Origin of the sequence: Nocardioides sp. (assembly GCF_047607365.1) — a bacterium.
Lineage (GTDB): Bacteria > Actinomycetota > Actinomycetes > Propionibacteriales > Nocardioidaceae > Nocardioides.
On the sequence record NZ_JASGDD010000168.1, the window covers coordinates 1 to 12,933 of the forward strand.

Sequence of the window (12,933 nt, forward strand, 5' to 3'; positions counted from 1 at the left end):
CCGTCGTCGCCGCGCGCCGCCCCGTCCGCCCGCCGGGCGAGCCCGGGGAGAACGGCGGGTCCGGCCACGCGGCCGCCGTGCAGAGGTCGACGCGGCTGCTCGCCCGGCTCGCGGCGGCGGCCCTCGTCGTCCTCGCCCTCGTCGTCCTCGCCGGCAGCTTCGTCGCGCGGGTCGGCACGAAGGACGTCGGCGTCGTGACCTCCTTCGGCCGCCCCACCGGCCGCGACCTGTCCAACGGCATCCACCTCAAGAGGCCGTGGGAGAAGGTCACGACGCTGGACGCGGCCATCCAGCCCGACGAGTTCACCGGGGACGACTGCATCGAGGTGCGGATCGCCGACTCCTCGACCGCCTGCGCCAGCCTGACGATCCGCTGGCACATCGCCGAGTCGCAGGCCTCCACGCTCTTCCAGAACTACCGCTCCAACAACGTCAACGAGACCATCCGCCACAGCCTCGTCGTCACCCAGATGAAGGCGGCGGTCAACGACGTCCTGGGCCAGTTCAACCCGCTCGCCAACGTCAACGCGGCCGCCAACCAGAGCGCGGACAACACCGAGATCAGCGCGACGCCCAACCTCGACGAGTTCTCCACCGAGATCGAGGGCCAGATGAGCGAGCGGCTGGCCGCGATGAACAACGGCCACGCCCAGATCCTCGTCGACTCGGTGACGATGTCCTTCCTCAAGCTGGCCGACACCACGCAGGCCAAGATCAACGCCTACCAGGCGGAGGTCGGCAACACCCGCATCGCGGAGCAGCAGGAGAAGACGGCGGCCGCCCAGGCGCGTGCCAACAAGGCGCTGGCCGACTCGGTGTCCAACAATCCCAACGTCCTCGTGTCCAAGTGCCTCGACACGCTCGAGGAGATGGTCAAGGGCGGTCAGGCCGTCCCGGCCGGCTTCTCCTGCTGGCCGGGCGACTCCGCCGACCTGGTGCTCTCGGGCCAGAAGTAGCTACCAGCGCCCGCGGTGCACCACCTCGCCCCTCGCCTTGCGCGTACGCCGGGCGGGGCTGCCCTGCGCGGACGGCCCCTGGAGGTCGGGGTGGCCGATCGAGACGACGCCGACCGGGTCCCACTCCGCGGGGATCCCGAACGCCTCCCGGACGGCGACGTCGCTGCTCGGCGGGATGCCGAAGTAGCAGGCGCCGAGGCCCTCGTCGACGACGGTGAGCAGCATGTTCTGCACGGCCATCGCGGTGTCCATGTGCCAGAACGGCATCGGCCACCGCGCCTCGGCGCGGTCCTCCCAGCCCTTGTCGGGCTCGGCGTAGCGGGCCAGGTAGGCGGCCTTGGACGAGCACGGGATCACCAGGACCGGGGCGGTCCGCATTCCGGCCAGCCAGCGGTCGTCCCCCGCGGGTTGCGTGGGCGGCTCACTGTCGCCCGCGAAGACCGCCCAGTAGCGCGCGACGTCCTCGGGGGTGTCCAGCACCACGAACGACCAGCCCTGCGAGAACCCCGCCGACGGCGCCCGGACGGCGTTGTCCAGGATCCGGCTCAGCGATGACTCCGCCACCGGCTCGGGGGTGTAGCGGCGCACCATGCGCCGCCGGCGTACGACGTCCTGGAACTCCATGTCGCCGAGCCTAGGGTTCGCCCCGGGGGTTTGGTGTGGGCGAGGATGGGGGAGAAGACCGTCGTCTCGGAAGGACCTGGTGTGCCCCTGAAGAACCAGAAGAGCCCCTCCGGCGAGGAGCGTCATCCCATCGTCGCCGGCCTGGTCGCGCTCGCCTCGGTCGCCGTGGTGCTCGGCCTCCTCGCGGGTGCGTTCGTCTTCCTCGCCACCGGCGTGCTGGGGCTCGGCGGAGGCAGCGACCCCGACGCGCAGGTGGCCGACGACGGCGCCTCGCTCTACCTCCCGACGCCGCAGGCCACGCAGTCGAGCGATGGGCCGCTGATCACGCTCTCGTCGGTGCCGACGGAGTCGAGCGACTCGGAGTCGAGCGACCTGTCGACCGAGACGCCGGCGCAGGAGGCGACCAGCATCAGCCTCTCGGTGGGCCAGACCAGCGTGGCGGCCATGGAGCGCATCGACCTCACCGGCGTCTACACCGGAGGCGAGGGCGCGGTGCTCCAGGTGCAGCGCTTCGAGAACGACGACTGGGTGGACTTCCCGGTCACGGTCGGCGTCTCGGGCGAGCAGTTCTCGACGTACGTCCAGACGGGCCGCAGCGGTGTGCAGAAGTGGCGGGTCAAGGACACCGACACCGGCCTGACCTCCAACGAGGTCAGCGTCACAGTCGGCTGAGCCGCCCGCGCGCGAGCCGCCCGCGCGCGGGCCGCTCGCGCGGCACAATGGCCGGATGACCCGTCCCGATCCGGCGCCCGAGCCCGCGCTGCCGCACTACACCGACTACGACACCCGGCTCGCCGCCTATGCCGTCATCGTCGAGGGGTCCGGTCAGGAGGCGCGGATCCTGCTCGCGCTCTGGAACGAGCAGTCGCGCAAGCGCTGGACCCTCCCGGGGGGCGGCGTCGAGCTGCACGAGTCGCCGGAGCAGGGAGCGGTGCGCGAGGTCAAGGAGGAGACGGGGTACGACGTCGAGCTCACCGGCCTCCTGGGGATCGAGACCGACGTCTTCGCCGAGGAGCAGCGCCAGCGCGGCGTGGGCGCCTACGGCGGTCGGTCGCTCAAGGCCGTCCGGGTCTTCTACGCGGCGCGGATCGTCGGCGGCGAGCTCGCTCCCGAGGTCGACGGCACCACCGACGAGGCCCGCTGGTGGCCGCTCGACGAGGTCGACGAGCTCCCGCGCGTCAGCATGGTCGACACGGGGTTGACGTTCCTCGACTGAGGGTCTGGACTAGGCAGGCTCACAGGCGTGCCACAGGACGCGCCCCGTCGGAAGGCTCCAGACCATGCCCGTTCGCCCCTCCCGCACGGCCGCTCTCTCGGTGGTCCTCCTCGTCGGCGGATCGCTCGTGACGGCCACCACCGCCGTGACCCCGTCCGCAAGCGCCGCCTGCGGCGCGAGCACCACGGTGATCAGCGCCCTGGCCAAGCCGGGGAAGAGCGCGAAGGTGAGGGCCGGCAAGCCGTCCGTGGTCAGGGTGGGGAAGAGGTACGTCGCGACGGGCGTGCTGACGGCGACCTCGGGCAAGGCCACGGTCGTGCTCACCCAGACGATCTGCCCTGACGGCACCTCCGGGTCGGCGGCCTCCACGACGCAGGCGGGGACCGCCGTGGGCACGCTGGCGAAGACGGTCAAGGGCAAGGGCTCGTCGGCGGCGAAGGCCAAGAAGGCGCTCAAGGCGGCGGAGAGGAGGGCGAAGCCGAAGCTCGCCGCGACGACGAAGAGGAAGTCGAAGGCGCTCGCGACCGCCGCTGCGAAGAAGGCGGCCGCGGACAAGGCCCATCACGCGCTCTACGACAGCAGCGTCTACTGGATCCTGGTGCCCAGCGGCGGTGACGTGCTGCGGCTCACCACCACGCGGCCTTCCGGCTCCGCGGGCTTCATCGCCGGTCCGGACGGGGTGCCCGTGCTCGACGTCCCCGCCGGCTCGGTGAACAACGTCGTCCCGTGCCTGACGAAGGCCCCGGCCTGGCCGACCTCGTTCATCGCGTCTGCAGCCGGAATCAGCTCGCCGCAGCTCCGTGCCGCCGCCGACGCCGACAACAAGGACTACGGGCTCGGTATCGCGCCGGTCAACGTGTTCGACGGCAGCTCCAACTCGAGCAACCTGCTGGGCACCTCCTGGATTCACGAGTTCGACGGCTCCGGCTCGGCGGGAGGGGTCGAGGAGCGTTCATCCTTCCAGTCGTCATCCTCGTATCCCCCCTCGACGTATGCCGGCAACGGACTCTGCGCGCCGGAGATCGTCGTTCCTGCGGCGACCTCGATCTCCATCACCCTCGGCGACCTCGTCGTGGGGACGACGTTCGACGTGACTTCCGCGACGGTGACGGGCGGCGTCCCCGTCAGCATTGGCTGACTGCCGCGCGCTGCTGCGCGATCTGTGCTGATCAGGGAATGATCGGCGAGTAACCTTCGTTGTGACGAGTGAATGAAGTTGAGTCGATGGAACTAAACTTCACCACGATCAGACAGAGAAGTCTCAAGCGGAGGTATTGTCAGCATGGCACGAGCGGTCGGTATCGACCTGGGCACCACGAACTCGGTGGTCGCCGTCCTTGAGGGTGGCGAGCCCACCGTCATCGCGAACGCAGAGGGTGCGCGGACCACGCCGTCCGTCGTCGCGTTCGCCAAGTCCGGCGAGGTGCTGGTCGGCGAGGTCGCCAAGCGCCAGGCCGTGACCAACGTCGACCGGACGATCAAGTCGGTCAAGCGTCACATGGGCACGGACTGGAAGTTCGCGGTCGCCGAGGACGGCACCACCAAGGACTTCACCGCCCAGCAGATCAGCGCCTTCATCCTGCAGAAGCTGAAGCGGGATGCGGAGGCCTATCTCGGCGAGACGGTGACCGACGCGGTCATCACGGTGCCGGCGTACTTCAACGACGCCCAGCGTCAGGCGACCAAGGAGGCCGGCGAGATCGCGGGCCTCAACGTCGCCCGCATCGTCAACGAGCCGACCGCGGCGGCGCTGGCGTACGGCCTCGACAAGGGCGATGACCAGACCATCCTCGTCTTCGACCTCGGCGGCGGCACGTTCGACGTGTCCCTGCTCGAGATCGGCGAGGGCGTGGTCGAGGTCAAGGCCACCAGCGGCGACAACCACCTCGGTGGCGACGACTGGGACAACGCGGTCGTTACGTGGATGGTCACGAAGTTCAAGAACGCCAACGGCGTCGACCTGTCCAAGGACAAGATCGCCGCGCAGCGTCTCCAGGAGGCGGCGGAGAAGGCGAAGATCGAGCTCTCCAGCTCGCAGAGCACCACCATCCACCTGCCCTACATCACCCACGGCGAGTCCGGCCCGCTGCACTTCGAGGAGACCCTCACGCGTGCGGAGTTCCAGAAGCTCACCGCCGACCTCCTCGCCCGCACCAAGGTGCCGTTCGAGAACGTCCTCCGTGATGGTTCGACGGCGGTGGCCGATATCGACCACGTGGTCCTCGTCGGCGGCTCGACCCGCATGCCCGCGGTGACCGACCTGGTCAAGGAGCTGCTCGGCGGCAAGGAGCCCAACAAGGGCGTCAACCCGGACGAGGTCGTCGCTGTCGGCGCCGCGCTCCAGGCCGGTGTGCTCAAGGGCGAGGTCAAGGACGTGCTGCTCCTCGACGTCACCCCGCTCAGCCTCGGCATCGAGACCAAGGGCGGCGTCTTCACGCCGCTCATCGAGCGCAACACCACGATCCCGACGAAGCGGTCGGAGATCTTCACCACGGCCGACGACAACCAGCCCAGCGTGGAGATCAAGGTCGCCCAGGGCGAGCGCTCCATCTGGTCGGAGAACCAGGCCCTCGGCAACTTCGAGCTGACCGGCCTCCCGCCGGCGCCGCGCGGCATCCCGAAGATCGAGGTCACCTTCGACATCGACGCCAACGGCATCGTGCACGTCTCCGCCAAGGACCAGGCCTCCGGCAAGGAGCAGTCCATGACCATCTCGGGTGGCTCGGCCCTCTCCAAGGACGAGATCGACCGCATGGTCCGCGAGGCGGAGCAGTACGCCGAGGAGGACGCCAAGCGTCGCGAGGCCGTCGAGGTCCGCAACCAGGGCGACAGCCTCGTCTACACCACCGAGAAGTTCCTCGCCGACAACGACGAGAAGATCCCGGCGGACGTCAAGGCCGACGTCACCACCGACCTCGAGGCACTCAAGGGCGCCCTCGGCAACGAGGACTCCAGCAACGAGACCATCACGCAGGCCATCACCAAGCTCGGCGAGTCCTCGCAGAAGATGGGCGCGGCGATGTACGCCGCCGCCGAGGCCGAGCAGTCCGCGGCCGGCGGGGCTGCGGGAGCCGGCGGCGCGACCGGCGAGGCCGACGACGACGTCGTCGAGGCGGAGATCGTCGACGAGGACGAGAGCAAGTGACGGAGTCCCAGGAGACGCCCCAGGGGGCACCCCAGGAGGAGCCGGTGACCGACACCGGCTCCTTCGGGGAGGCAGCCGACACGGCGTACGCCGCCGAGGGGGACCAGAGCGAGGCGGAGGCGTCCGAGCCGTCGGTCGACGACCGGATCGCCGAGCTGACCAGCGACCTCCAGCGGCTCCAGGCGGAGTACGTCAACTACAAGAGGCGGGTCGAGCGCGACCGCGAGCTGGTCGCGCAGAACGCCACCTACAAGGTGCTCGCCCCGATCGTCGAGGTGCTCGACACCATCGACCGGGCTCGGGAGCACGGGGAGCTCGGCGACCACAACCCCGGCCTGAAGGCCGTGGCCGACCAGCTCTCCCGCACCGTGGAGGCCCTCGGCCTGTCGCGGTTCGGCGAGCCGGGCGAGGCGTTCGACCCGACGCTCCACGAGGCGCTGTCGCACCTCGGCACCGAGGAGGGCATCGAGACCACCACGGTCAAGGTGCTGGCCAAGGCCGGCTACCGCATCGGCGACCGGGTCGTCCGGGCCGCGCAGGTGCTGGTCGTCGACCCTGAGTGATCCACGAGCAGAGGGAAGGGAGGTTGGCACGTGGCCGACACCAATGACGGCATCCGGTCGGATTGGGTGAACAAGGACTTCTACGCCGAGCTGGGCGTCACCAAGACCGCGACGCAGGACGACATCAAGAAGGCCTACCGCAAGCTCGCGCGTGCCAACCACCCGGACTCCAACCCGGGCGACGAGGCCAAGCACGAGAAGTTCAAGAAGGTCGCCGAGGCCTACGACGTCGTCGGCGATCCCGACAAGCGGAAGAAGTACGACGAGGTCCGCTCGCTCTACGCGGGGGGAGGCGCCGCCTTCAACGGATTCGGGCGCGGCGGCTTCACCGGCGGGGCGTCGTACCCCTCCTCGGGCGGGGGACGCTCCTACGACTTCGAGGACCTCTTCGCCCAGGCGGGCCAGGGTGGGAGCGGCCAGGGCGGCGGCTTCGCCGACATGTTCGGCGACCTCTTCGGGGGAGGACGGCAGCGTCGGGCGCGGCCGACCAAGGGCGCCGACATCGAGACGACCGCCACGATCGGCTTCGTCGACGCCCTCGAGGGCGTGACCATCTCCCTGCGCCTCACCTCCGAGGCGCCCTGCCCCGACTGCAACGGCACCGGCGGCAAGCCGGGCACCAAGCCGCACGTCTGCAACGTCTGCGGCGGCCAGGGATCGGTGATCCAGGACCTCGGAGGCTTCCAGGTGAGCGAGACCTGCCCGGCCTGCGGTGGCCGGCAGGTGGTCTACGACGAGGCGTGCCCGACGTGCCACGGCACCGGCCACGGGCTGGCCGGCCGCACGATCAGCGCCAAGATCCCGGCGGGAGTCAAGGACGGTCAGCGGATCCGGCTGCGCGGCAAGGGCGCGGTCGGCGAGGCCGGCGGCCCCAACGGGGACCTGTTCGTCGACGTCAAGGTCACGCCGCACCGGGTCTTCACCCGCAAGGGCGACAACCTCGGCCTCGAGGTGCCCATCGCCTTCGACGAGGCGGCGCTCGGCGCCGAGGTGCGGATCCCCACCCTGGGCGGCGCCCCGGTGACGCTCAAGGTCCCCGCCGGCACGCCCAACGGCCGCACCTTCCGCGTGCGCGGCAAGGGCGTCAAGCGCGCCGACGGCACGTACGGCGACCTGCTCGCGACCGTCGAGGTCCAGGTCCCGGCAGTGCTCGACCCGACCGCGCGCGAGGCCCTGGAGGCCTATCGCGCGGCGACGGCCGGCCGGCCACTGCGCGCTGGGCTCTTCGACGCGGTCTCCAGCGAGGCGGGTGCGTCCGCGTGAGCGCGAGGAGCCCCCGCGGAGGTACGCCGAAGCGGAGCGAGGTGTGCCGCAGCCAGGTGCCGCAGGGCTCGCGCCGAGGGGACTCCGCGTGAGCGCGCCGCTCGGAGGCCCCGAGCCGGACGCGGCCGTCTACGTCATCTCGGTCGCGGCCGAGCTGACCGGACTGCATCCGCAGACGCTCCGGACCTACGAGCGTCTGGGCCTCATCACCCCCGGGCGCACGGGTGGCGGTGGCCGCCGCTACTCCGCGCACGACATCGACCTCCTCCGCCTGATCGCCTCCCTGACCAGCGAGGGGATCGGCATCGAGGGCGTGCGGCGGATCCTCGCCCTGGAGAACCGCGTGGCCGCGCTCGCGGCCCGCAACCGCGAGCTCACCGCCGAGCTCGAGACCGCTCGGGCGGCGCTGAGGGCCGGCGCCGTCGCGCGACGCGACGAGCTGCCCGCCTCTCGGCTGCCCGCGGTGCGGCCGCCCGACGTCGGCCAGTCCGTCGTGGTCTGGCGGCGTCCGGTCTGATCGCCGGCGCCGGCGGGCCAGATCGGCACCAGATCAGCAGAAGTCGTGATCGGCGACGCTGATCTTGACGCTCTTGGGCAGGATGCCGTCGTGCAGGGTCAGGCCGATCACCTTCAGGTCGGCGTCCTTGAGCACCACGTCGCCGTCGGCGTCGCCCGACGTGGCGAAGGTGCCGTACTCCGTGTTGCGGTCGGTGACGCCGAGGTCGAGGTCCTTCGCGGTCGCCCCCAGGTCCGCTCCGGACAGTGCGAGCGTCACGTCCCGGATGTCGACGGTCCCGTCGATCCTCAGCCCCACGGTCGTGGATCCGAGGACGGGCAGGTCGACCGTGGGGGAGAGGCAGATGTCGTCGAGCGACCCGCTGGAGAGCTCCACCCGCAACGCGCCCCGGTCGGCCTCGCCGGCGCTGGCGGCCCGCTGCGATCCGACGGCGGCGCGGAGGTCGCGACCGGTGCCGCCGGAGGTGCCGACGACGAGCGGCTTGTCGGTGATGATCGTGACGGAGACGGCTCCGGCGCCGATGCCGACGACGATGGCGCCGACCACCAGGAGACACGGGACGATGACGACGAGGCAGCGGCGGATACGGATCGTGCCGAGACGAGGGCCGGCCATCAGTCCTCCGGAGTCTCGCCGGCCGCGTCGCACGGAGCGGCGTCGCCGGTCTTGGAGGCGTGGAACAGGTTGACCTTGAGATGCGGCAACGTGATGTTGCCGATCACCTGCGCGCTGTAGAGGCGGCCCTTGATGTTGTGGACGGCGCCCTGGTCGGAGTCGATCCCGAACCAGCCCTCGCCGTAGCCCGTGGTCGGGGCGTCGAGCGGGTTGGGATAGGGCGCGCCGTTCTGGTCGATGGTCGTGACGTCGGTCGAGGCGACGCCGATCTGGTTCCAGCCGCCCAGCACGACCCCCTCGCCGGCGGCCCGGATGGTGGTGAGGTCGAAGGTGGCGTAGTTGGCGGTGATGTCGGCCTTGCCGGAGTCGTCGCCGGCGGTCACCTTGACGGTGATGTCGCCCAGCACCCCGAGGCTCTGGGTCTGGGAGAGGCAGAAGCCGTTGAGGGTCGCGTCTGAGACACCGGCACGGAGGACCGGCGTCGTCGAGCCGTCGACGCTGCCCGCCGCCGCGCCGAACGCGATGTCGGGGCCCTCGAGCAGCGTGGTGCTGAAGGCGGCGGGCGAGCTCTGGCTGTCCACGTTGAGCTGGACGGCCAGAGCGCCCGAGGCCGCCTGGCCGACGATCCACCCCAGGACCCCGAACGAGGCGAGCGCGAGCAGGCCGGCACGGCCCCAGCGCGTGCCCTGACGGAGCTCGGCCGCCCCGTGATCGGGCGTGCGGCCCTCGATCTCGCGATCGGTCGGCTGGCCGGTCATGGCGTCACCGCGATGGTGGTGTCGGGGAACCGCAGCGCGGTGCCGGGAGCCGGGCCGCCGTCCGCGTCGTGGGTCACGAGGTAGTAGAACTTCAGGTCGACGCTCTTGAGGTCGAACTTCGTGACGCCGGCGCCGTTGAAGAGCGTCACCAGGTCGCCGCGCAGCTGGGCGAAGGTGACGGTGCAGTCCATGCCGAGGGTGCCGCCGGGGGTCCCGCCGACCAGGGCGCACGCGACGGCGCCGATCGGTCCGATGGGGAGGTCGAGGCCGGCGAGGTCGATCGAGGAGAGGTCGATGGTGACGACGCTGTCCCCGGTCACGACCTTGTCGGTCACGACGTCCTCACCGTCGCCGACGACCGGCGCGTCCGCTCCGTCCGGCTTCAGCGTGAAGGTGTAGGGGACCGAGCTCGAGGTGCCCTTGATGCTCTTGATCTCGGTCTTCTCGTCGGGCGCGACGTCGAAGTTGCTGAACGCGATGTGATACAGCCCGGAGATGGTGCTGCCGTCGGCCGTGGTGATCGAGATCGGGTCGTTGGAGACCTTGGTGATGTTGGTGACCGTCGCGACGTCGGCGTCGCCCGTGCCTCGCTCGACGCTGAACTCCGAGAGCACGCCGGAGAGGCAGGGGGTCACCGTGGTGCCCGAGGTCGCGGTCCCCCGTCCGGTCGACAGCGGGAGGGCGGTGCGGTGATCGTCGTTCGGCCCGCACCGGAACGAGGTCGCCGGCTTCGCCGCGCCGGCGCTGCCGGACACCGGGTTGGCCGGGCCGATCCAGAGCACCGTGCCGAAGCCGAGGAACGCGGCCAGGGCGATGGCGCGCTGGCGCCGTCGGGAGGACCGGGTGGTCGTCGTACGCGTCATGGTCACCGCCCTGCCTCGCTCGCGCTCGCCTTCGTACGCCGGCGGGCCGGTCGCTTGTCTCCCCAGGCCCACACCATCGAGCCGCCGAGGATGCCGAGCACCGTGCCGAGCAGATAGCCGCCGAGGTTGGCCGCCACGAAGGCGTAGAGCGAGATCCCGACGATCGCCAGCCCCGCCATCGTGCGGTAGAGCGGCGCGAGCCAGGCGACCAGGCCGAAGACCACCATGCCGCAGCCGAGGATGTAGCCCGCCGAGCTGCTCCAGCCGTCGGCGATCAGGAAGGTGAGCCGGAAGGACATCATCTTGAGGATCCAGGCGCCGCCGGCGATGGCGAGGAGCCCGCCCCAGAACGGACGGGTGCGGCGCCAGGCGCGGAAGACGGAGCGTGCGCGGGAGAGCATGGCGAGGGGGGCGGTCACGAGCTTGCCTCCGAGTCGCACTTGTCGCGGTTGGAGGAGGCGCTGCCGGTGAGCATCTGGACCTTGAGGCTCGGCACCTTCAGGGTCCCCTTGAGGTGGATGCCGTAGGAGTTGGCGTCGACGCCGCTGAGGTTGAGATGGTCCACGGTCACGCCGAAGGCGCCGTCGACCGCGCTCTGGCGGAAGGCCGCGTCGCCGACGGTGCCGTCGAGGCCCGCCGCCGCTGCGACCGTCGAGGCGTTGCGGCCGATGACCAGGCCCGACAGCTTGTAGGCGTAGGCGTCGAGGGCCGAGGCGGAGAGGAAGAGCCGGTCGGCGAGGACGACCGGCGAGGACTGGTCGAGGGACAGGTCGCCCGCGTCGGAGCCGGAGCCGCCGACGACCCGGATCGCGTTGCCGGCCCCGTCGGCGCTCGCCCCGGTGCCCGAGGTCGGGTCGGCGACCGGTGCGCCGGCGGTCAGCATGAGGGTGTACTTCACGCCCGCGAAGCTGTGCTCGGCCAGCGCGCACAGGCCGCTCAGGCGGACGTCCTTGACCCCGAGCTCGACGACCGCGTCGGGTCCGCTCACGTGCTTCTGGGGGTCGAGGTAGGCGGCCGCGGAGAGCCCGGTGAGGTAGTTGGTGGCGATCATCGTCGGGGTGTCGGTGGTGGTGAAGTAGACGGCGACCACCCCGGAGCTCACCAGCCGCTGGAGGCCCACCAGGCAGAGCAGGCTGGCGGCGATCATCGGGACCACACGGCGGCGGGTGCCCTCGGTGGTCGTCGCGGCCGCCGTCTCGAGTGCCGCGACGCGGGCGCGGATCCGCGTGAGTGCCATGTCTCACACCGCCCTGGGCGCCCGGCCGACTCGCTTGGCGTCGCGCCGTGCCCGGCGGAGGCGACGCCGTTCGGCGACCTCCACCAGCTGGGCCTGCGTGTAGGGCGCCCATCCGAAGATGAGCGAGGAGCCGACGATGCCCAGCAGCATGCCGATGATCCAGCCGCCGAGGTTGGCCATCGGCAGCGACGCGACCGACAGGATGGCGCCGAGGATCGCGGGCAGGTGGCGCTGCGCGGGAAGGAACATCGCGACCAGGGCGCAGGCGGCCATCGCGAGCGCGATCATCGCGGCGCCGAGCGCCGAGGCGCCCATGTCGGCCAGGAAGGCGAAGCCCCCGCCGATCACCGGCCGGCCCACGAAGTAGGCGCCGGCGAGGAGCAGCGCCGAGCCCCAGAAGGGGCGCGTACGCCGGAAGCGCGTGAACCGGCCGAGGCTGGCGAGGAGCGCCTCGTTGGTGAAGAGCTCGTCGACGTGCGGCGAGAGCCGTGGGTCGGGCTCGTCGCCGGGCCGGTCCGGATCAGTTCGTGACACGGATCGACAGGTTGTCGAGGTTCAGGCCGGCCAGGTGGATGCCGTACGCGGTCGCGTCGACGTTGTTGAGCACCGACGTGCCGGCCGTGATCGCGAAGCCGGCGGCCTGATAGCCGGACGACCTGCCCTCCGCGTCCGTGGTGTGGTCGAAGCCGGCCAGGGACTGCGCGATGCCGAGGTCGACGTCCGAGAGCGAGGCGGCGCCGTTGCTCCCGTTCGTGGCGTTCTTCGCGGTGTCGCGATCGGCGACGGAGAGGTCCCTCGCGTTGAGCACGATCGCCCCGAGCGAGATCGACTCGTCGGTGGAGGACATCAGCAGCGACACGGTGCCGATGACCGGGAGGCCGGTGTCGACCTTGGCGGTGATGTCGACGCCGTCCGCGACGGTGTCCGACCCCGTCTGGGCGTAGATGGTCGCCTTGTCGCCGCCCGCGACTCTGGCCGCGCCCGGCCGGATCTTCAGGCCGCTGCTGTTGATCGCGCTCGACTGGAGCGTGAAGCCCTGCGCCGACGAGAGCGTCGCACCGACCGCGCCGTGCAGCATCGCGGCGCCGAGCCCGGCCGCGGCGAGGGCGGTCGGCACTCCCAGCACGGCGGAGTGGAGCAACCTCGCGCGACCGGTTCCTTCGTCCTTCTCCATCT

General features: G+C 71.1%; 16 protein-coding genes. 8 read left to right on the forward strand and 8 right to left on the reverse strand.

Annotated features, from left to right (window positions below; all coding sequences use genetic code 11):
* Positions 1–956 (forward strand): SPFH domain-containing protein (locus tag QM572_RS13000; RefSeq protein ID WP_415093764.1); only part of this gene is annotated, 956 nt, incomplete at its 5' end.
* On the opposite strand, the gene QM572_RS13005 is transcribed toward QM572_RS13000, so the two are convergent.
* Positions 957–1,580 carry a nitroreductase family protein gene (locus QM572_RS13005; RefSeq protein WP_415093766.1) on the reverse strand — a complete coding sequence of 208 codons (624 nt, stop codon included), beginning with the start codon at positions 1,578–1,580 and terminating at the stop codon, positions 957–959. It abuts the gene before it with no gap.
* 81 nt (positions 1,581–1,661) lie between these two features.
* On the opposite strand from QM572_RS13005, the gene QM572_RS13010 reads away from it, so the two are divergent.
* From QM572_RS13010 to QM572_RS13040, 7 genes are all read left to right on the forward strand, one after another.
* Complete coding sequence (locus QM572_RS13010) at positions 1,662–2,252, forward strand: hypothetical protein (RefSeq protein ID WP_415093768.1); 591 nt, start codon at positions 1,662–1,664, stop codon at positions 2,250–2,252.
* 55 nt (positions 2,253–2,307) lie between these two features.
* Positions 2,308–2,796 carry an NUDIX hydrolase gene (locus QM572_RS13015; RefSeq protein ID WP_415093770.1) on the forward strand — a complete coding sequence of 163 codons (489 nt, stop codon included), beginning with the start codon at positions 2,308–2,310 and terminating at the stop codon, positions 2,794–2,796.
* A gap of 64 nt (positions 2,797–2,860) precedes the next feature.
* Positions 2,861–3,934, forward strand: coding sequence for a hypothetical protein (locus QM572_RS13020; protein WP_415093772.1), 1,074 nt, complete (start codon positions 2,861–2,863; stop codon positions 3,932–3,934).
* A 144-nt stretch (positions 3,935–4,078) separates the two neighbouring features.
* Complete coding sequence (dnaK, locus tag QM572_RS13025) at positions 4,079–5,941, forward strand: molecular chaperone DnaK (RefSeq protein ID WP_415093774.1); 1,863 nt, start codon at positions 4,079–4,081, stop codon at positions 5,939–5,941.
* On the forward strand, positions 5,938–6,504 hold the full coding sequence (grpE, locus tag QM572_RS13030) for a nucleotide exchange factor GrpE (RefSeq protein WP_415093776.1): 567 nt from the start codon (positions 5,938–5,940) through the stop codon (positions 6,502–6,504). The genes dnaK and grpE overlap by 4 nt, the downstream gene beginning before the upstream one ends.
* A 30-nt stretch (positions 6,505–6,534) precedes the next feature.
* A complete protein-coding gene (locus QM572_RS13035; RefSeq protein ID WP_415093778.1) occupies positions 6,535–7,767 on the forward strand; it encodes a DnaJ C-terminal domain-containing protein in 1,233 nt (410 codons plus the stop codon).
* An 88-nt stretch (positions 7,768–7,855) separates the two neighbouring features.
* Entirely contained in the window at positions 7,856–8,284 is a 429-nt protein-coding gene (locus QM572_RS13040) for a heat shock protein transcriptional repressor HspR (protein ID WP_415093780.1), read from the forward strand.
* A 33-nt stretch (positions 8,285–8,317) separates the two neighbouring features.
* Here QM572_RS13040 and QM572_RS13045 read toward each other — a convergent pair whose 3' ends face one another.
* Genes QM572_RS13045 through QM572_RS13075 form a run of 7 tightly spaced genes read right to left on the reverse strand, consistent with a single transcriptional unit; the run spans position 8,318 to position 12,931 of the window.
* Complete coding sequence (locus tag QM572_RS13045; RefSeq protein WP_415093782.1) at positions 8,318–8,899, reverse strand: hypothetical protein; 582 nt, start codon at positions 8,897–8,899, stop codon at positions 8,318–8,320.
* Positions 8,899–9,657, reverse strand: coding sequence for a DUF6230 family protein (locus tag QM572_RS13050; protein ID WP_415093784.1), 759 nt, complete (start codon positions 9,655–9,657; stop codon positions 8,899–8,901). Before QM572_RS13050 ends, QM572_RS13045 begins: the two co-directional genes overlap by 1 nt.
* A complete protein-coding gene (locus QM572_RS13055; protein ID WP_415093786.1) occupies positions 9,654–10,520 on the reverse strand; it encodes a hypothetical protein in 867 nt (288 codons plus the stop codon). The genes QM572_RS13050 and QM572_RS13055 overlap by 4 nt, the downstream gene beginning before the upstream one ends.
* A gap of 2 nt (positions 10,521–10,522) precedes the next feature.
* Positions 10,523–10,939, reverse strand: coding sequence for a DUF6114 domain-containing protein (locus QM572_RS13060; protein ID WP_415093788.1), 417 nt, complete (start codon positions 10,937–10,939; stop codon positions 10,523–10,525).
* The gene (locus tag QM572_RS13065) at positions 10,936–11,757 is read right to left on the reverse strand and encodes a DUF6230 family protein (protein WP_415093790.1); all 822 of its coding nucleotides are present in this window, start codon (positions 11,755–11,757) and stop codon (positions 10,936–10,938) included. The genes QM572_RS13060 and QM572_RS13065 overlap by 4 nt, the downstream gene beginning before the upstream one ends.
* A gap of 3 nt (positions 11,758–11,760) precedes the next feature.
* Positions 11,761–12,291 (reverse strand): DUF6114 domain-containing protein, encoded by a 531-nt coding sequence (locus tag QM572_RS13070; protein ID WP_415093792.1) that lies wholly within the window; start codon positions 12,289–12,291, stop codon positions 11,761–11,763.
* Positions 12,278–12,931 (reverse strand): DUF6230 family protein, encoded by a 654-nt coding sequence (locus QM572_RS13075; RefSeq protein ID WP_415093794.1) that lies wholly within the window; start codon positions 12,929–12,931, stop codon positions 12,278–12,280. Before QM572_RS13075 ends, QM572_RS13070 begins: the two co-directional genes overlap by 14 nt.
* Positions 12,932–12,933: the final 2 nt, after the last annotated feature.